At 56.5% G+C, this 18,602-nt stretch carries 15 protein-coding genes; 8 read left to right on the forward strand and 7 right to left on the reverse strand.

What is annotated here, in order from left to right; genetic code table 11:
• Positions 1-34: 34 nt before the first annotated feature.
• A complete protein-coding gene (gene lysS / locus ALIPUT_RS08600) occupies positions 35-1,759 on the reverse strand; it encodes a lysine--tRNA ligase (RefSeq protein WP_004329498.1) in 1,725 nt (574 codons plus the stop codon).
• A 535-nt stretch (positions 1,760-2,294) separates the two neighbouring features.
• Here lysS and ALIPUT_RS12130 point away from each other — a divergent pair.
• Positions 2,295-4,472, forward strand: a complete 2,178-nt coding sequence (locus ALIPUT_RS12130; RefSeq protein ID WP_050751504.1) for a DNA/RNA non-specific endonuclease — start codon at positions 2,295-2,297, stop codon at positions 4,470-4,472.
• Positions 4,473-4,877: 405 nt separating this feature from the next.
• Positions 4,878-6,074 carry a sugar transporter gene (locus ALIPUT_RS08620; RefSeq protein WP_004329501.1) on the forward strand — a complete coding sequence of 399 codons (1,197 nt, stop codon included), beginning with the start codon at positions 4,878-4,880 and terminating at the stop codon, positions 6,072-6,074.
• Between the two features lie 109 nt (positions 6,075-6,183).
• Here ALIPUT_RS08620 and ALIPUT_RS08625 read toward each other — a convergent pair whose 3' ends face one another.
• From ALIPUT_RS08625 to ALIPUT_RS08645, 5 genes are all read right to left on the reverse strand, one after another.
• Positions 6,184-6,861 carry a phosphatase PAP2 family protein gene (locus ALIPUT_RS08625; protein ID WP_004329502.1) on the reverse strand — a complete coding sequence of 226 codons (678 nt, stop codon included), beginning with the start codon at positions 6,859-6,861 and terminating at the stop codon, positions 6,184-6,186.
• A gap of 7 nt (positions 6,862-6,868) precedes the next feature.
• Positions 6,869-8,371 carry an MBOAT family O-acyltransferase gene (locus ALIPUT_RS08630; protein ID WP_004329503.1) on the reverse strand — a complete coding sequence of 501 codons (1,503 nt, stop codon included), beginning with the start codon at positions 8,369-8,371 and terminating at the stop codon, positions 6,869-6,871.
• A 9-nt stretch (positions 8,372-8,380) separates the two neighbouring features.
• A complete protein-coding gene (locus ALIPUT_RS08635) occupies positions 8,381-9,946 on the reverse strand; it encodes an SGNH/GDSL hydrolase family protein (RefSeq protein ID WP_004329504.1) in 1,566 nt (521 codons plus the stop codon).
• Positions 9,946-10,707 carry a zinc metallopeptidase gene (locus ALIPUT_RS08640; protein ID WP_004329505.1) on the reverse strand — a complete coding sequence of 254 codons (762 nt, stop codon included), beginning with the start codon at positions 10,705-10,707 and terminating at the stop codon, positions 9,946-9,948. The genes ALIPUT_RS08635 and ALIPUT_RS08640 overlap by 1 nt, the downstream gene beginning before the upstream one ends.
• 78 nt (positions 10,708-10,785) lie before the next feature.
• Positions 10,786-11,535, reverse strand: coding sequence for an SDR family NAD(P)-dependent oxidoreductase (locus tag ALIPUT_RS08645; protein ID WP_004329506.1), 750 nt, complete (start codon positions 11,533-11,535; stop codon positions 10,786-10,788).
• A gap of 77 nt (positions 11,536-11,612) precedes the next feature.
• On the opposite strand from ALIPUT_RS08645, the gene ALIPUT_RS08650 reads away from it, so the two are divergent.
• The 5 genes from ALIPUT_RS08650 (at position 11,613) to ALIPUT_RS08670 (ending at position 15,183) form a co-directional block, all read left to right on the forward strand.
• Positions 11,613-12,860, forward strand: a complete 1,248-nt coding sequence (locus tag ALIPUT_RS08650; protein WP_040293630.1) for an ABC transporter permease — start codon at positions 11,613-11,615, stop codon at positions 12,858-12,860.
• A 16-nt stretch (positions 12,861-12,876) separates the two neighbouring features.
• Positions 12,877-13,593 carry a bifunctional demethylmenaquinone methyltransferase/2-methoxy-6-polyprenyl-1,4-benzoquinol methylase UbiE gene (ubiE, locus tag ALIPUT_RS08655; protein WP_004329508.1) on the forward strand — a complete coding sequence of 239 codons (717 nt, stop codon included), beginning with the start codon at positions 12,877-12,879 and terminating at the stop codon, positions 13,591-13,593.
• 9 nt (positions 13,594-13,602) lie between these two features.
• Positions 13,603-14,088: a hypothetical protein gene (locus ALIPUT_RS08660; RefSeq protein WP_004329509.1), complete on the forward strand. Its 486-nt coding sequence runs from the start codon at positions 13,603-13,605 to the stop codon at positions 14,086-14,088.
• Between the two features lie 330 nt (positions 14,089-14,418).
• Positions 14,419-14,865 (forward strand): hypothetical protein, encoded by a 447-nt coding sequence (locus ALIPUT_RS08665; RefSeq protein WP_022459894.1) that lies wholly within the window; start codon positions 14,419-14,421, stop codon positions 14,863-14,865.
• 93 nt (positions 14,866-14,958) lie between these two features.
• Positions 14,959-15,183, forward strand: a complete 225-nt coding sequence (locus tag ALIPUT_RS08670; protein ID WP_004329511.1) for a hypothetical protein — start codon at positions 14,959-14,961, stop codon at positions 15,181-15,183.
• A 103-nt stretch (positions 15,184-15,286) separates the two neighbouring features.
• On the opposite strand, the gene ALIPUT_RS08675 is transcribed toward ALIPUT_RS08670, so the two are convergent.
• Entirely contained in the window at positions 15,287-16,609 is a 1,323-nt protein-coding gene (locus ALIPUT_RS08675; RefSeq protein WP_004329512.1) for an MATE family efflux transporter, read from the reverse strand.
• Positions 16,610-17,038: 429 nt separating this feature from the next.
• Here ALIPUT_RS08675 and ALIPUT_RS08680 point away from each other — a divergent pair, with 429 nt between their 5' ends.
• Positions 17,039-18,601, forward strand: a complete 1,563-nt coding sequence (locus ALIPUT_RS08680) for a BACON domain-containing protein (protein ID WP_004329513.1) — start codon at positions 17,039-17,041, stop codon at positions 18,599-18,601.
• The last annotated feature ends 1 nt before the right edge of the window (position 18,602 follow it).

Here is an 18,602-nt window from a genome sequence, read left to right on the forward strand (position 1 = left end):
GATGTTTCTTCCCGATGTCATTACCTTCCGGAGTTTACTCCTGTTCGCACCATTTTTTAACCTCTTCCATCGAAGGAGCCTTCAGCCCCAGTTTGTTCTTTTTGTTAAAACCGCACAGGTCGTTGAAGAACTTGCCCGGAGAGAGCTTTTTGAGCGAATCGGCTGTCAGGTAGCCCATTTTCTGTATGACGGGAACCCACTCTTCGGGAATACCGAGGGCGGTGTATTTCTCGGCAGGATCGTTTACGGCCTTCTTTTCGGGGCGCATTTGCGGGAAGAAGAGCACGTCCTGGATCGAACTGTTGCCCGTCATGAACATCGTCAGGCGGTCGATACCGATACCCATACCCGAACAGGTCGGCATACCGTATTCGAGGGCGCGGACGAAGTCCATATCGATGAACATAGCCTCGTCGTCGCCCTTCTCCGAGAGGCGCAACTGCTCCTGGAAGCGCTCCAACTGGTCGATCGGGTCGTTCAGCTCGGAGTAGGCGTTGCAGAGCTCCTTGCCGTTGACGAAGAGCTCGAAACGCTCCGTGAGGTCGGGATTCGACCGATGGCGCTTGCACAGGGGGGACATCTCGCATGGGTAGTCCATGATGAAGGTGGGCTGTATCAACTCCTCCTCGCAGTATTGGCCGAAGATGGCATCGATCAGCTTGCCCTTGCCCATGGTGTCGTCGATCTCGACTTCGAGGCGTTTGCAGGCTTCGCGGAGCTGCTCTTCGCTCTGCCCCGTGATGTCGTAGCCGGTCTTTTCGCGGATGGCGTCTGTCATCGTCAGGCGGCGGAACGGGGCTTTGAACGAAATCTCCCGGCCGTCGATCTGCACGGTCGTGGTCCCGTGCAGGGCCAGGGCGACCTTTTCGAGCATCCGTTCGGTGAACTCCATCATCCAGAGGTAGTCCTTGTAGGCTACGTAAATCTCCATAACGGTAAATTCGGGGTTGTGCGTGCGGTCCATGCCTTCGTTGCGGAAGTTCTTGCCGAATTCATACACGCCGTCGAAGCCTCCTACGATCAGCTTCTTGAGGTACAGCTCGCTGGCGATGCGCAGGTATTGGTCGATGTCGAGCGCGTTGTGGTGGGTAATGAACGGACGTGCCGCCGCACCGCCCGGAATAGGCTGCAGAATCGGGGTTTCGACTTCGACGTACCCGAACTGGTTGAAATATTCGCGCATCGTGGAGATGATCTTCGAACGCTTGATGAAAACCTCGCGTACGTGGGGATTCACGATCAGATCGACGTAGCGCTGGCGGTAACGGATTTCGGGGTCGGTGAAGGCGTCGAAGGTCTGTCCGTCCTTCTCTTTCACGACGGGCAGGGGCCGCAGCGATTTGGAGAGCAGGGTCAGCTTCTGGCAGTGTACCGACAGTTCGCCGGTGTTGGTGCGGAATGCGAAACCCTCGACTCCGACGATGTCGCCGATGTCGAGCAGCTTCTTGAACACCGTGTTGTAAAGCGTCGGATCTCCTTCGGGACAGATGTCGTCGCGCCGGATATAGACCTGGATGCGGCCCGTGTGGTCCTGCAGTTCGAAGAAGGAGGCGCTGCCCATGATGCGGCGCGACATGATGCGTCCGGCGATGCGGATGCCCTGGAAATTATTCTTCGCCGGATCGAAATTCTCGGCGATTTCGCGTGCCGTGGCCGTCACCTCGTAGCGGGCGGCGGGATAGGGGTCGATGCCGAGTTCCCGCAGTGCGGCGAGCGATTGGCGTCGTAACTGTTCCTGTTCACTGAGTTCGATGCTCATATTGAATGTTTTTGGGTGTTGATTTCGAGTTTGCAAAGATAAGAAAAGGAGGGCGATAAGCCAAACTTGACTTCGAACTTCTGTCTTCGTCCGCTACGTTCGGCAAAGACCGTTTGCAGGCTGTGCTTCCGGTCGTCGAAAATTTTCGACTTCCTGTCTGCGTGCGGGGCGAAGTCCGCGAGTGTACCGCGCGTCCGCTGCGGTCGTCGGTCGGCTGAAATTGTCCGGGCCGCCTCCTATCTTCTACAAAGATAGTGAAAGCCCCGGGCAGTGCCAAATTTATTTGCGGTGGATCGAAGATTATTTTGTCCGGGGCGGATTTCCCGGCGAAACTGCGGAAAGGATGGGGCGTTTCGGCAAGTTATCTGCAGGGGCTTGCAGGACGGGCTGATACCGGGAAAAAACGATGCGGGATACTCTTTTTTCGGGCAATAATGTACTTTTTGCGAGGAATTATGTATGGAATGCGAGAAACGATAAGCTAAAAAGGCGTTATTTTTATCCTATCAATTCATTCAACCAAATTATTTTGCCTATGACCTCCAATTTTACTGCTTTTTTGCGGCCTTTTCGGGCTGCCTGTCTGTTTGTTCTGCTGACTGTGTGCTGCGGCGGGTGCAGCGACAGCGGTTCGGTGGACGAAACACCTCCGGCGGATCAGTTGGCTTTGTCGCCGTCGAGTCTTGTTTTCGACGAGCAGGATCCTGCAAAAAACGAGTTCACGGTCACTGTGACCGACGGACTGACCTGGGTGCTCCAGGTGAAGCCGTCGGCTGCCGGATGTAAGTTCAGTGCATCGTCCGGCCGGGGCAGCGGCTCTTTTCGGGTCGAACAGATGCCCGATGATAGCAGCATCGAAATCGAAGCGGTCCATACTTATAATAACGGTACGCAACTGAAGAGTAATTCGGTGCGGATAACCCGTGGAAAAGCCGTGCTCGAGCCGACCCTCGAACTTGCTCCCGAGAAACTGACGTTCGATCCCGACGACGCTTCGGCCAATACCGTTCAGGTGCGGTCGAATACCGTGTGGAGCGCCGTTGCGAGCGACGAAGGGCTGGTGTTTTCTCCGGCATCGGGCGAGAACGACGGGGCGATTACCGTTACGGCGGCTCCTGCGGGTAAAACATCCGTAATTACAGTGACCGCCGGCGAAGGCGAGCAGACCGTGACGCGGCAGGTCGAGATTACATGCGAGAACCAGATTCCCGTTCCGGAGGAGACGATTTATTACGACGACTTCGATCAGACGCCTTTTTCGGGATGGGCCGATGCGAGCGCCGCATGGCAGAATCCGACCGGTCCGGGGGCGGCAGGGGTGACCTATACCTCCGCCCGGACTCGTATCAATAACGATAATTTCGGATCGTCGGGCCGCTATCCGGGAGCTTCGGGTGCGAACTACGTCCGTATCTGGTTCGACAACGGTCCGTATTTCATCGTGAATGACATCGCGCTTACGCCCGACCAGGTCGATCTGACCCTCTCTTTGGGCGCTTCGTTCACGGCGGCCGACTGTCTGATCGAGTTGAGCGGCGACGGCTCCTATTGGCAGCGGATCGATTATACCGGATCGAGGGCTTATAATATCTGGGAACAGATCTCCGTCGATTTTACCCTGGCTGTTCCCGTACAGCGGCTCTTCATCCGCTTTACGCCGCAAGGTTCGCAGAGCTACGGCGTCAATTTCGACGACTTGAAGCTCACGACCGGGCCGGGCGGACAGACGGTCGATTTGGACGGCGGCGACTACCGGTTCCCCGAGCTGCCGTCCAATTGGACCGCTCCGACTTCGTCCCAGGCTGTCGTTTCGGGCGATTATGCCTTCTTTACGCATTGGACGCAGACCGTCAATACGCGGAAAAACCTGCGGAATTACTCCTATTGTTACGATACGCGGCGCCATAACCCGATTTGGGTCGCCTATCCGATGCATGCCTGCTACCGCGAGGGCGGCTTCGGACGTACGGATCCCGATCCGTGGACGGCGGATCCGTCGCTCGATGTGGCGTATCAGTCGAAGATTTACCGCAAGGACGGTCCCTCCGGTTCGGATCCCTATCAGTATTGGACGAGCAATACGATGGCTTATCTCCAGCGGTCGGGATATTGGGGGAAGGGACATCTCTGCATGTCGAGCGAACGCGGCGGTGCGAACCAGCAGATCAACATGCAGACGTTCTATCCGACCAACATCGCTCCGCAGCCGAGTGCCAAAGCCGGTACGTTCGGAACAGTCTGGGGGTATGTCGAGGCGCTCTTTGCCGGGACGCGGAACAGCGAAAACGATATTGTAGCCGACGACGGCGTGCAAAATATGAACATCGTTTCCGATACGCTTTTCGTGGTGGCGGGCTGTTACTACGAGCATGATTACTGGCAGGAGTACGACTCTTCGGACTCCAATCAGGCCGAGCCGGACCCGGCGCAGAAACTCTGTACGATGCCGACCCATCAGTTCAAGATGGCGTTGCGTACGAAGTCGGGCAGCACGGGTAAACGGATTCAGCAGTGTACGGCCGATGAGTTGCAGGCCGTCGGTTTCTGGATCGAGACCTTCACCGACAGTCCGGAAACCAGCGCCCGCGCGGAATTGCGCCGTATCGCGGTGCCGGTCAGCTTCATCGAGGAGAAGATGGGCATGACCTTCTTCCCCGAGGTTCCCGAAGAGGTGAAGACACGGATCCCCGTGCCCGAAGAGTGGGGATTCTGAGTTTGGAGTGATAACTGTTTCGGGGAGGGACGCATTCTGCAAGGATGCGTCCCTCGTTTTTCGGATTTGAAACGGGTGAACCCCGGAAGTTTCGGAACCTGCCGGACGAGAAAATCGGGATGGGACGGACAAAACGGCAAAATATCGGTTATTTTTGCCCCGCTGAAAAAGTATGCGCCGGATGTACTGTCCGCATCGGACGGTTCCTGAATCTCCTTTGCGGGGGGCGGATCGGATTCTGTCCGAACAGGGTGGCGCAGTTTTGCTCCGGAGCGATCCGATATGCGTTTGTGGCCGTCTGTTGCTGCGGCCGGGACGAACCCGCAGACAGGATCCGTGAGCGGCGGGGCTTTGCCCGGGCGACACCCGGTATTTTTCAGTATTGACTGCTTTGAGTAATTGACTATGCTGAAGAGAAACGGATGGACCCGCAGCCGTATCGCCCTGCGGGAGTGGATGCCGGTTATCGTGTTGATGTGTTGTACTTTCGTGTTCAATACGTCGGAGTTTATTCCCATCGGCCTGTTGAGCGACATCGCGGCCGATTTCGGGATTACCGAGGCCCGGGCCGGATTGTTGATTACGGTCTATGCCTGGGTCGTGGCGCTGGTTTCGCTGCCGTTGATGCTCGCGGTAGCGAGGATGGAGTGCCGGCGGCTGATGCTCGGGGTGCTGGGGCTTTTCATTGCGAGCCACGTGTTGTCAGGACTTTCGTCTTCCTATGCGATGCTGATGGCTTCGCGGATCGGTGTGGCTTGTGCGCATGCGGTGTTCTGGTCGATCGTTTCGCCGCTGGCGGTCCGCGTCGCACCGAAGGGAGCGCAATCGGCTGCATTGGGATTGATTATCACGGGAACGTCGATTGCCATGATCGTCGGTCTGCCGCTGGGTCGCGTGATCGGACTTTACGTGGGATGGCGGACGACCTTCTTCTTCATTGCTGCGGTCGCGGCGGCCGTTTGGCTGTTTCTGGCGGCGATCTTTCCCCGGGTCCCGAGCCGCGACACCATTTCGCTGCGCAAGGTGCCCTCTCTGCTGGGAAACCCCGCTCTCGTGGGCCTCTATGTGCTTACCGTTCTCATGGTAACGGGCCACTATACGGGGTACAGTTACATCGAACCGTTCCTGGCACAGGTGGCCGGGCTGGACAACGACTGGATAACTTGGGTGCTGACGGCGTTCGGATTGGTGGGGATCGTCGGAAGCTTATGGTTTTCGCGCGATTATGAAAAACGTCCCTACGCCTTCATGCGGTTTGCCGTCGTGGGTATTGCGTTTTTCCTGCTGTTGCTGCGCCTTTCGGCTTTCGGGCACTTTCCGGTTGTCGCCCTGTGTATCTGCTGGGGGTTGGCCATTACGATTTTCAACCTGGTTTTTCAGTCGGAGATCATTCGTCTGGCTCCCGAGGCGACGGCGATCGCCATGTCCGTCTATTCGGGGATTTACAACGTCGGAATCGGTGCCGGGGCACTCGTAGGAGGATTCGTCTGTACGCACGCTTCGATTGCCCGGATCGGTTATGCCGGGGGTACGATCGCATTGTTGGCGGCGCTCTTTTGCTTGGTGCGGTTGGTGCCGTTATTGAAAAGGAGCCGGGGCTGATTTCGAACGAAGAACCGGAAACGCCCTGCCATCGGAGAGGTGGCAGGGCGCTGTGTCTTTCGGGGTGCCGACCGGAGCGGTCGGATCAGCGGTGCAAGCTGGTCGGGAGCTATTCAGCCTGTTGCTTCCCGCTCGGATCGAGGGGCTTGAAAAAGCCTCTTCCCGATTTTTTATAGAGCCAGAGCATGAAAAGACCCGTCAGGATGCCTACGCCGGTGCCGAGCAACAGATCGACGGGGAAGTGTTTGGCCAGGTAGATGCGCGAGTAGCAGATCAGCAGCGCTGCGGCGATCCCGAGCCATGTGAACCAGCGGCGGCGGATGACGGCGGCCGACATTACGACGACTGCCGCGATCGTCGCGGCGTGGGAGGATACGGTGCCGTATTTCCCGGCGACGGCTCCGGCGGGAACGTGTACGAGGCTGTTCGGTGTGGGGAGCCCGGCATGCCGCCAGGCGAAGAGCGAGTCGGCCGGAATGTCGAGTCCTTCGAGGGCCGGAGAGAACATCGGGCGCCAGCGGGGAGGAAAATCGGCCCAAAGGTGTTTCAGGGGACCCGAGTGCTTGAAGATGCCGCAGAGCATGTCCGAGAGCACCAGGGCGAGAGCCAGCGCCGCGAGGAAAAGCAGCGTGTTGCGCCATCCGTAGCGCCGGCAGACCAGCCAGAGTATCAGCAGGTAAAAGGGAATCCAGATCGCCATGCCCGAGATGAGGGTCATGATCCGGTCCAGGCAGGGACCGCCGTCGAAATTGAGAGCCAGAAACAGGGATTCGTCGCAGGAGTGCATAGGTCGTTTAGAATTGGAAGTAGATGAAAGGCTGGATATCGCTCGACTTGACCTGCATCACCAGCCAGATGACGCACGCGGCCAGGAGAACCTGTACGACCGTCGGCAGGGAGGTGACGAATCGTTGCGCCCAGCGGTCGCAGCGGTCGGGAAGCATGTGCAGCAGGTAGCCGATGCCGACGAGCAGGAAGATGCCGGCATAACCTTCGAGCACCTGGGGGATGACCGAAGGATTGAAGTTCGTGAAAATTTGGTGGAGCATCAGCTGCACGGTTTTCATCGATTCGGCACGGAACATCAGCCATCCGAAGCAGACCAGATTGAAGGTGAAGAAAATGCCCGGAATACGCCAGAACCACCGCATTTCGGCTCCTGTGGCTTTGGAGCCGGGAACGACGCTCAGCCAGAGCTTGTGCAGGGCCAGCGCTATGCCGTGCAGCGCTCCCCAAAGGATGAAGCGCACGGCCGCCCCGTGCCACAGACCGCCGAGCAGCATGGTGACGAGCAGGTTGAAATAGGTGCGGATACGCCCCTTGCGGTTGCCGCCCAGCGAGATATAGAGATAATCGCGCAGCCACGTGGAGAGCGAGATGTGCCACCGGCGCCAGAATTCGGTGATCGTGGCCGATTTGTAGGGGGCGTCGAAGTTCTTCGGAAAGCGGAAGCCCAGCAGCAGGGCGATGCCGATGGCCATATCCGAGTAACCCGAGAAGTCGCAATAGATTTGCAGGGCGTAGCCGTAAATTCCCATCAGGCATTCGAACCCGGAGTAGAGCAGCGGCTCGTCGAAGATACGATCGACGAAGTTGAGTGAGATATAGTCCGAAATGACGGCTTTTTTGAATAAGCCGATGAGGATCAGGAATACGCCCATGCCGAACATTTCGCGCGTGACCCGCAGCGGATTTTGTCGGATCTGGGGAATGAAGTCTTTGGCCCGGACGATCGGGCCGGCTACCAGTTGTGGGAAGAACGAGAGATAGAACAGGTAATCGGCCCAGTTGTTTAGGGGTTTGAGTTGTCCCCGGCAGATGTCGATCGTATAGCTCATCGACTGGAATACGAAGAACGAAATACCGACCGGCAGGAAGATGTTCTGGAAGTTGAGGAACCCTTGTCCGAAGAGGTTGTTGGCGATTTCGATCAGGAAATTCGTGTACTTGAAATAGCCCAACATGCCCAGATTGACCAACACGCTCAATCCCACGAGCCAGTATTTCGCCCGTTGCGTCCGTACTTTGTAGATGGCATGGGCGATCCAGTAGTCGCTCACCGAAGCGAAGACGAGCAGCAGGAAGTAGATGCCGCTCGACTTGTAATAGAAGTAGAGCGAAAAGAGGATGACATAGACGATGCGGGCCATCGGAGCCCGGCGGGTGAATCCGTAGAAGAAGAGGAATCCGGCGAAGAGGAAAAGGAACAGCCCGCTGCTGAAGATCAACGGCTGCGATGCGTCGTACGTGAGCATCGAAACCAGCTTTTCCCCGATATTTTCCACCGTCTGGATCATGTCCGGGCGTTAGGGTTTTTGCATACGGGGCCTGGCTGCCTGGCGCAGCATCATTTCCAGGTGCGAGATTTTCCGGGTGTCGATGACGTTGTCATGCGCAACGGGCGTGAAGGGAGGATGTTGTTCGGCACCTCGGTTGATGGCGTCGTACAGAGCCCAGGCTACGCGACGACCGCCCGCGAAATTGATGTGGGTGTAGTCCTTTCCGGCCCAGCCGTTGGCCACGAATTGCGCCATGCCGCCGAGCGATTGCATGGCGTCGTAGGCGCTCCAGAAGGCTGCCCCGCTGTTTTGCGCGGCCTGTCGTTGGGCCGCAGCCATGTAGGGTGCCGAATCCATTGGGACGAATCCCGAGTCCGACTTCACGCTGCGGTCGCTGACGCTCATCACTAATACGGCGGCCGTAGGGAAGCACTGCCGGATGTAGGCGATCATCTTCTCGATCTGTTCGCCGTATTTGGCGAAGGAGCGGATGCCCGGTTCCAGGATGTTGAGGCCGTATTGCAGGATCACCAGGTCGTAGCCGAGCATTTCATTGATCTGGGCATTGACCGTGGGCGAGGTCCAGAACATCGCCTGTCCGTTGTTGCTGCGGATCGAATAGTTGTCCACCACCACGCCGGGCGCCGATTCGAAGATCGCACCGTAGCCGATCGCTCCTGCGGCACCCGACAGTACCTTGAAACTCAACGAACGGATGTCGTCATGGACGACGATCTGTCGCACGGCGGGCGAACCTTCGATGTCGAACGTACGGTTGTCCCGATCATTGACGGTCACCTCGATACGGCTGTCGTCACGGCTGACGAACAGGATCCGGGCCGTGCGGCAACTGTCCAGGCAAGCCCGGTCCGATGAACCTTCCCAGCGAACGGAGGCTCCGTCCGAAGGTTGGCAGAGCCAGCCCGAGATGTAATAATAGTCGCTGATAGCGGCGGGGGTGTTTCGCCGTTGCATGATGTTGTAGGAGTCCCAACCTTTGGACTGGGTTTTGATCGTGCGCCGGAAGCCGGTCAGCGGCGAAGCCATCGGAGCGAAACCGGCCCCGGAACCGCCGAACCGGAGCTGCAGCTTTTCACGCAGGTCCGAGGAGAGGATGTCGCCTTCGACGAACGAGTCGCCCATGACCGCGATACGGACAGGAGCGTCGCCTTTCTGCAGTTTTTCATAGAAGGCCGTGAGGCGGCTGTGTCCCGTCGTGTCGAAATCTTCGATCGGGATCAGCGTCGGCGACAGCCGGACCGAATCCGGAAGCCGGGGTTGGGCAGTCGTATCGTCCGCCTCTTCCCGGAGGTTCCATTCGTAGGTGGTCGGGGCGTGTTGAGGCACCGTGTCGGCGATCTGGCGGGCGACCTGCGTCAGGTCGATGTGGAAATCCGCATCGTCCAGATCGATCGCTTTTTCGGCTTTTTCGAGGTCTTCTTCGAAAGAGATGAGGTCGGACAGGATGTTAGCCCTGCGCAGACTGACCCCGCCGAGCGTTTGCGGCGGTATCAGGCTCAATCCGATGAGAACGGCGATGAGCAGGGTGACGGCGATCCAGCTCCGGTGTGTGTAGTCCTTTTCCGGGGCCATCAATCACGGCGTCCTAAAATCATCAAAACGTAATAGAGCAGCGACGCTACGGCACTCAAGGCCGCTACCAGGTAGGTGCGGGCAGCCCACGAGAGGGCTTCCTTGGCTTGTCCGAGCTGTGCGCCTTCGAGCGTGTGGCTGCTCTGGAGCCAGGCGAGGGCCCGCTGCGAAGCGTTGTATTCCACCGGCAGGGTGATGATCGAGAAGAGAGCCGATACGCCGATCATGCCCACGCCGATCCAGCAGAGCAGTTCATTCTGCGTGGAGGCCAGGATCACCAGGCCGATGATGATGACGAACATTGCCATACGCGAGGAGAACTGCACGATGGGTACCAGCTGCGAACGCAACGCCAGCGGAGCGTAGCCCTGTGCATGCTGGATGGCGTGCCCGCATTCGTGGCAGGCGACGGCTGCCGCCGCGACGCTGCGGCTCGAATAGACCGCGTCGCTCAAATTGACGGTCATCGTCTGCGGATTGAAGTGGTCGGTCAGTTGTCCGCTGACGTGGGTGATCTTCACATTGTGGATCTTGTTGTCGCGCAACATCTTTTCGGCGACTTCCGCACCGGTGAGTCCGCCGGGGAAAGGCACTTCGGAGTATTTTTTGAAGACGTGTTGCAGGCGGGCCTGCACGATGTAGCCGATTACGCCGATCACGATAATCAGCACGAACATGCCCATCGTGGCGGCGTCGTACCGCGACGCTACGGGCTCCGTGGTGTAATAACCGCTTTGGAGCAGGTTGAAAATCAGCAGCATAATTTTTCAATTTCAGTGTCTGCGCTTCGATTTTTCCCGGACATATTCGGCCCCGGATTTCGAAGACGGACAGGGTTGTTATTTCGTATTCCGGCAGGTGTAGTATGCACCGGCCTGTTGAGCCGGCATCAGTACTATATCATTAACGTTCATGTGGGCCGGTAATTGTACGATCCAGGCGATCGTTTCCGCAATATCCGCGCCGGTCAAAGGTTCGACGCCGGTATAGGTCTTGTCGGCTCGCTCTTGATCGCCGTGGAAACGCACCAGCGAAAATTCGGTTTCGACCATGCCCGGACGGATCTCCGTGACCTTGATGCGGTGGCTCAGCAGGTCGGCACGCATGGCTTGCGAAATGGCGTGTACGGCGTGTTTCGACGCGCAATATACGGCGCCGTTTTCGTAAGGCTCGGTTCCGGCGATCGATCCGATGTTGATTACGTGTCCCCCGCCTGCGGCGATCATTTTGGGTGTGATGATGCGGGTGACGTAGAGCAGTCCCTTGACGTTCGTGTCGATCATGGCGTCCCAGTCGGCCGTGGAGCCCTGGTCGATGTGTTCGAGTCCGGCGGCCAGCCCGGCGTTGTTGAGCAGCAGATCGACCCGATCGAGCGGTTCGAGGTGTTTTCTGCATTCGGCTTCGCTGCGTACGTCGAAACAGAGCGTGCGGCAACTGCCGCCCTGCGCTTCGATGGCAGATTTGAGCGCTGCCAGCCGTTCGGCGCGGCGCCCTGTGGCGATGATGTCGTATCCGAGGGCTGCGAGCCGTAGCGCCGTAGCGTGTCCGATGCCCGAAGTGGCCCCTGTAATTAAAGCTTGTTTTTTCATAATGGTCGGTTTATCGAACAAAAGTAAGAAAAATTTATGTTACTTTGCATGAAAAATACGTGCAAAATCGGAAGAGGGTGAATCTCGAACTGTTCATAGCGCGCAGAATCGCGCGTAACGGACCCGGCAACCGTCCGGGTGTGATGGTTCGTATCGCCGTGGTCGCGGTAGCGTTGAGCGTGACGGTGATGATTCTGGCTTTGGCCGTTATCATGGGTTTCAAGCGGGAAATCACGGATCGTGTCACCGGCTTCTCGGCCCAGGTCGAGGTCGCTGATCTGCGAAGCGCCGGGTCGATCGAGTCGGTGCCGGTACCCCGCAGCGAACAGCTCGAGAGGGCGATCCGCTCGGCAGGCGAGGTCGTACGGCTCGCTCCCTATGCCGTGAAGGGGGGCGTGGTGAAGACGCCCGATGCGATTCTCGGCGTGATGCTCAAGGGGGTGGACGGCGGTTACGATTGGTCGTTTTTTCGGGACCATCTGCTCGAGGGCGAGTTGCCCCGTGTCGGGGATTCGATTCGCACCAAGGAGATTTTGATCTCCCGGAGCGTTGCCCGGGAGATGGGGCTTGTGCCCGGCGATAAGGTCGAGATGCTTTTCGTCGAGTCGGAGAAGAGTCCGCGCCGCGATCGGTTCAAGGTGTCGGGTATCTATGCGACCGGGATGGACGAATTCGACCGGAGCGTGGCGATGACCGATTTGAGAAACGTGCAGCGGTTGGCCGACTGGTCGTCCGACGAGGTGTCGGGCTACGAAGTGACGCTCGCGGATTTCTCGCAGGCGGAAGATTTCTCCCGCCGGCTGAACGATATGTTGCTGGATTCGGATCGGGAGGCTTTTTGGGACCTGACGGCCCGCAGTGCGCAGGAGCGGTTCCCGACCGTGTTCGACTGGCTCAAGACGCACGATGTCAATGCTGCGGTGATCCTGGTCATCATGGTCGTCGTGGCCGTGTTCAACATGGCGACCGCGTTGCTGACGCTCGTGCTGGAGCGTACACGTATGATCGGTCTGTTGAAGACGATGGGAATGAACAGTGCGTCGCTGCGCCGGATTTTTCTCTACCGGGCCTTGATGCTCATCTTGCGAGGGGTCGTGTGGGGCAATGCGATCGGTTTGGGAATCTGTCTGTTGCAATATTATTTCCACCTGATCCCGCTCGATCCCGAGGGTTATATGCTGTCGGAGGTGCCCGTCGCGTTCGGCGTGGGGTGGTGGTTGGCGCTCAATGCGGGAGTCGTGGCCGTGATTTTAACGTTGCTGATGCTTCCGGCTTCGATCATTTCACAGGTCAAACCGGTGGAGGCGATCCGTTACGATTCATAAATAGAGTACATAAAAGATGAAACCATACGATACAGAGCAGGACAAGAAAGAACAGGTGCGCGAGATGTTCGACCGCATCGCTCCGGCGTACGACCGGTTGAACCACACGCTTTCGTTTCAGATCGATAAATTGTGGCGTCGGCATGTGGTGCGGATCGTGCGGCGGATGCAGCCCCGGCGGATTCTCGACGTAGCGACCGGTACGGGCGACCTGGCATTGGCGATGGCCCGCCGCATGCGGGGCGTGCAGGTATTGGGCGTCGATCTTTCGGAAAATATGCTTGCGGAGGCCCGCCGGAAGGCGACGGCCTGCGGACTGGACGAACGGGTGGTGCTTTCGCTCGGGGATGCGGAGCGCCTGGAGGTGGCGGATGCGTCGGTGGACGTGGTGACGGTGGCTTTCGGAGTGCGTAATTTCGGGGATCTCGGAGCGGGACTCCGGGAGATCGTCCGGGTGCTGAAGCCCGGCGGGAAGGTCGTTATCCTGGAGTTTTCGACCCCTCGCAATCCGTTGTTCCGAAGGGTGTACGGTCTTTACAGCCATCGCCTGTTGCCCGCTATCGGCGGGATGATCTCCAAAGACCGCAAGGCATACGAGTACCTGCCTGCTTCGGTGGATGAATTTCCGGCTCCGGAATGTTTTATGGCGATGATGCGCGAGGCGGGATTCAAGGATTGCAGGGCCCGTTCCCAGAGTTTGGGAATCGCGCAGATATATACGGGAGAAAAATAGGACCTTCGCGTGAGAACCTTGTTGAAATACGTATTGCCGGTGTTGTTCGCCGCTCTCTTGAGCGGATGCGGCGCGTCCCTGGTCCGAAAGGTCCGGATCGGAGAAGAGGTGGCGGTGCGTCAGTACGGTACGGTGGGTCTGGATTTGACGTTCGAAGTGGAAAATGCGTCCCGCCGCACGTTGCGGCTCGAGGAGGCCGAATTGGAATTTTTCACCGGAGCGGGTTCGCTGGGACGTGCCGTGTTGAGGGGTTCTGTCGAAATTCCCGGACGGAGTTGCGGCCCGGTGTGCAGTCGCTGGAAATTCGATTTTCCCGATGCCGCCGCCGGAATGGTCCTTCGGAAGCGATTGGAGGAGGGGGATTACGCCCGGCTGGAGGTCGAAGTGCGGATGACGCTGCGGGCGGGGGCCGTGCGGCGCCGTGTTTCTTTCGAAAGGATGCCTTTTTCCGAATTTTTGAATATCTTTGCAGAAGATAGGATGCGCCTCGGATAAGCTCAAGCGACCGACGCTCGAAGCATGCGTCAAGAACACTTGCAAACTCTGCCATGCAAGGAGGAGGAAAACAGAACGTTAGGTTCGGCTTGCCGTGTGCCTTTCCTTATTTTTACCGAAGATAGGAGATACGCTTCGGGAAACTGGGAGCAGGTTCCTGCCGTTTTCTTCTCGGCTTTCACTATCTTTGCAGAAGATAGGATTCGGTTCAGCAATCTTTGCGTGCAAGCCCGCACGATTGCTCTCACCTTTCACTATCTTTGTCCGGGAGGAGTTTCCGTTCGAATAGTGTATCCGGGAAGTTCCGACTGGTTTAAGAAAATAGTGACTATGTATAGGATAATCGTTTCATTGCTGTTTGTTTTCGGATTGTATGGTGGCGTTTCGGCCCAGTCGCTCGCCTCTTTCAAGGAGCGTCTGTCGCAGCCTGCGGGTTCGGCAGCCGTTACCGTAGTGGAGCATGGGGATGCTGCGGGCGTCGTGAGCCGGGAGAGCCAGAGCAACGACCGCATCCGGTTCAAAGGGTACCGAATCGGTATTTTCTTCGATAACGGAGCGGAGGCCCGGGCCAATGCGCTTGCCGCCAAGCAGACGTTCGAAACCGCATTCCCGGATATTCCGGTCTATCTGGTTTATGAAAATCCCTATTTCAAGGTTTCTGCCGGAAATTGCGTCACTTCCGAGGAGGCGATCGTGTTGCTGGGCAAGATTCGCAGCCAGTTTCCGGAGGCTTATCTGATGCGTGAAGATCTTACGGTGGCCGACCTGATTCGTTAATTTTCCAAAAGATTAAAAATAACGAAAAAAATTTGATAGATTCTACCCGAATCTATATATTTGCCGCGTTAAAAACCTTTAATAATTAAAACTATGAAGAAAGTTTTATCTCTGATGATTGTCGTTGCTGCCGCTGCCATGGTAAGCTGCGCCGGCAAACAGGCAAAACAGGCTGAAACCGTTGAAGTTGAGGCTACCGAGGTCGTAGAGACTCCTGCTTGCTGCGAGGAGCCTGCCGCTTGCGAGAAAGCCGATAGCTGCGCAACGGCCTGCGAGACTCCGGCAGAGACTCCGGCTCCTGCTGAAGCTGCCAAGTAATTTCCCTTTTCGGAACTTACGGGAGTATCCCCAAAGGATACTCTTTTTTTATGCCTCTTCCCCGGCGGGAGAGGTATTTTTTATGAAGCGGTGTTGTCCGATGTCAGATCTTGCGGGCACGCCAGTTGCCGTAACGCATATAAAGATAGGAAGCCGTGAGGGTGCAGCCGTAATAGACATGGTCGGCGGTCCAGCAAAGTGCGACATCGGCATGCAGTCCGTAAACCAGCAGCGCCGTATAAGCGACATAGACGATGCTGGTGCAGGCGACGATCGTGAGGGCCGTGCGGGTGTTGCCCGTACCCGATACGCTGAATTGATAGATGAAGGCGGCCGTGCAGGGAATGTTGGTAGTCAGCATTACCCAGAGCGAAGGGATGGCGTATTCGATCAGAGATACGTCGTCCGTATAGATGCGGAGCGTCCAGTAAGGAATCGCGGCTGCCAGGATGCAAAGCGGGAGGACGAAGCAGAAACAGAGGCGGATCATCTTCCGGCAGAGGGGCATGATCTGTTCGGCATAGCCTGCGCCGAGCAGGTTGCTTACCAGGGAGCTGGCTGTCGAGGCGAAGGCGTTGATGAACATGAAGATCAGCGACGATACGGCCCGCACGATGTTCGTGGCGGCCAAGTCGCGCTTGCCCAGGTGTTCGATGCAGAGGAAGAAGAGGAACCACGCGAGGAAAGCCACGCCCTGTTGGATCATCACCCAGACCGAAAGGCTCAGGATTTGTTTCTGCAGGGAAAAGTCGAATCCTGTGAATCGGAATTTATAGCGGCGCCAGTCGGTCCGATAGCGGGTGTAGAGTATGTAGAAGAGGGCGGATACGCCTTCCGAAATAGAAGAGGCGATCGCAGCGCCGGCGATGCCCATTTCGGGGAATCCGAATTTTCCGAAGATCAGCAGGTAGTTCAATACGACATTGGTGAGTACCATGACGATCGAGTTGATCGTCAGGATGCGCGTGCGGGTCGTGCCGACATAGAATGCCCGGAACATCGACCCGACGTAGGCGAAGAAGAAACCGTAAACCCGGTAGTCGAGGTACCGGACGGCGGCTTCCCGTACATCGGGAGCTTCGATCAGGGCTCCCATGATGCGGGCTGCGAAGACTTTCGAGAGGATGAACAGCACGAGGGCCATCAACAGCAGGAACGCCGTACTTTGCATGAACAGAGGGCCGATCTGCGAATACTCCTTGGCTCCGTTGCGGCGGGCGATGAGAATCTGGGCGCCGATGCTGAACCCGAATCCCAGCATGAAGATCATCAGGTAGAAGATACCCGCCAGGGCCGAAGCCCCCAATTCCGCCTCTCCGACGCGTCCCAGATAGGCCGTATCTGTCAGTCCGATCAACTGCTCCATCAGCAGGCAGACCAGCACCGGGAAGGTGATTTTCAGGATTTTCTTGTTCGTATAGCGCATTGGAAACGTCGGTTTCAGTGCACAAAAATACTCTTTTTTCCGCAATCGTATTTATAACGGGCTGTTTTTGGAAATTTGCAGGACAATACCCCCTCGAGTGTTGTCCGGAACAAAATATTTTATAGTTTTGTGGTGTCGGTTTCGTCCGACAGACATATTTTGATGAAAGTGTTTCGCTTTTATCCTTGATAAGAAATCTGACAGTTTCAAGCAAGACGAGGATAACGACAACACTCATCATCTGTTTCGGTATGTGTATATTATTCCAATCGCTCCATACTGAACAGGTGTGGGGTATTGTGTTGGTTTATTCGTCTTGGGTTTTGTCAGAACCTCTTATCAGATAAACGAACGGCTCCACACTTTCTTTTTTATCCCCTAATTATAACCCGCCATGTCGGAGCCGGGTGGCAACAGACTTTTATAATTATGAAAAAAATGCTTGCTTTATTGGCCGCCTGTCTATGGTTGGCGGGGTGTAGTGGTGATGGACCGGATGGAGGGTCGGGGAATTTGAATATTGTATTCGACTGTTCAATGCCGCTGCAGGTTGTTGCCGGTGAAACCTGTGAGGTTGGATATACGTTGGAAGGGGCGAGTGAAAATGCACGAGTGAGGGTTGTCGCTCCGGACGGCTATCGGGTTCAGGTCATCGAAACGAATTACTGGTCGGGGAAAATCGTTATCTATCTGCCCGATGCTGCGACGGACGAGCGGATTGTCGTGATCCTCTCCGATGAAGGGAACGAGACAGTAAGCCGTTATATCGATTTAGAGGTCAAGGCGAAATCGGATGTTGTTTTTGATCTTTCCGCCAACTCCTACCTTATCGAGGCTGAAGGCACCTCTTTGCGAGTAATGCTTATTACGAACATCGATTACACGGTTGAGATTGCTGAGAAAGATCGGACGTGGATCAGTGTGGAGACCTCCCGTACCGATCAGCGAGAAGAGTCGCTCGTATTCTCTTTCCGCCCCAATTCCGATGTGAAAAGCCGCCAGGCTACGGTTAGACTGGTGGATTCCGAGGGGAATTTACTGGACAGTATCTGTTTTACACAGGCTACTTCGGGCTCTGTCAACGTCAGACTCGAACGTGCCGATGTCTGGACCCAGGTGATTTGGTTGTCCGGCTCGTGTGCATCCGATGTTGCGCAGGCGGGCTTCCGTTATCGGAAACAAGGTGATAAAGAGTGGGTGGAAGTTGCCGGAGCGGGTTCGAGCAACGGTTTTTCTGCACACGTAGAAGCCGAACCAGAGACGACCTACGAGATAATGGCCTGCTGGCGAGATGAGGAGAGTCGGATTCATATCGTGACTACGCTGCCCGCATTGAAACTCCCGAACGGCGACTTTGAAGAGTGGAATTTCTCGGAGGAGGGGGCGTTTTGGGCAACTTCAATCGTGAGGGGTTACCCAGAGATGGGATTGCCCCAACCGACGATTCGCCCCGGGAGTTCTGGGAAATATGCCGTGAAACTCCAGAAAGAAGAGTGGGGTAGTATAGTAAAAGATTTATATGGAGGGCATATTTTTACTGGGATAAATGTAGATCCTGCTGCTGGTAGTGGTGTTATTGGGGTGCTTTCAATGCTTTGGAATATTTACGGACAGCTTTTCGAAGCGACACCGACTGCTTTGCGGGGGTGGTTGCAATGCAGGAACGTGATGAGTACAGATACGAAGGAGCAGGAGGCGACAATTAGGATCGCATTGGGAACATGGTCTCCGGCACCAGATCATGACGTTAAAATCCCGGAGCATCCTGTTGTTGATCAGTATCTTGAAGAGGCCTTGGATCCATCCTGTTCCGATTTGATTGCTTACGGTGAATTGCAAGTGGCTGAGGATGTCGATTGGCAGCAATTTACGATTCCTCTGGAGTATTTACGAACAGACCGGAAACCGACTCATTTGATAATTGCCTGTGATGCAGGCTCCAGAATCCTTTGCCTGGATGATTTCGAGCTGCTTTACGACTATAATTTTTAAC

It is taken from the genome of Alistipes putredinis DSM 17216, assembly GCF_000154465.1.
GTDB lineage: Bacteria > Bacteroidota > Bacteroidia > Bacteroidales > Rikenellaceae > Alistipes > Alistipes putredinis.

Excerpts from the sequence above, each read along its gene's own strand:
- lysS (WP_004329498.1), bottom strand. The coding sequence starts at position 1,759 with ATGAGCATCGAACTCAGTGAACAGGAACAGTTACGACGCCAATCGCTC.
- ALIPUT_RS12130 (WP_050751504.1), top strand. The coding sequence starts at position 2,295 with ATGACCTCCAATTTTACTGCTTTTTTGCGGCCTTTTCGGGCTGCCTGT.
- ALIPUT_RS08620 (WP_004329501.1), top strand. The coding sequence starts at position 4,878 with ATGCTGAAGAGAAACGGATGGACCCGCAGCCGTATCGCCCTGCGGGAG.
- ALIPUT_RS08625 (WP_004329502.1), bottom strand. The coding sequence starts at position 6,861 with ATGCACTCCTGCGACGAATCCCTGTTTCTGGCTCTCAATTTCGACGGC.
- ALIPUT_RS08630 (WP_004329503.1), bottom strand. The coding sequence starts at position 8,371 with ATGATCCAGACGGTGGAAAATATCGGGGAAAAGCTGGTTTCGATGCTC.
- ALIPUT_RS08635 (WP_004329504.1), bottom strand. The coding sequence starts at position 9,946 with ATGGCCCCGGAAAAGGACTACACACACCGGAGCTGGATCGCCGTCACC.
- ALIPUT_RS08640 (WP_004329505.1), bottom strand. The coding sequence starts at position 10,707 with ATGCTGCTGATTTTCAACCTGCTCCAAAGCGGTTATTACACCACGGAG.
- ALIPUT_RS08645 (WP_004329506.1), bottom strand. The coding sequence starts at position 11,535 with ATGAAAAAACAAGCTTTAATTACAGGGGCCACTTCGGGCATCGGACAC.
- ubiE (WP_004329508.1), top strand. The coding sequence starts at position 12,877 with ATGAAACCATACGATACAGAGCAGGACAAGAAAGAACAGGTGCGCGAG.
- ALIPUT_RS08665 (WP_022459894.1), top strand. The coding sequence starts at position 14,419 with ATGTATAGGATAATCGTTTCATTGCTGTTTGTTTTCGGATTGTATGGT.
- ALIPUT_RS08670 (WP_004329511.1), top strand. The coding sequence starts at position 14,959 with ATGAAGAAAGTTTTATCTCTGATGATTGTCGTTGCTGCCGCTGCCATG.
- ALIPUT_RS08675 (WP_004329512.1), bottom strand. The coding sequence starts at position 16,609 with ATGCGCTATACGAACAAGAAAATCCTGAAAATCACCTTCCCGGTGCTG.
- ALIPUT_RS08680 (WP_004329513.1), top strand. The coding sequence starts at position 17,039 with ATGAAAAAAATGCTTGCTTTATTGGCCGCCTGTCTATGGTTGGCGGGG.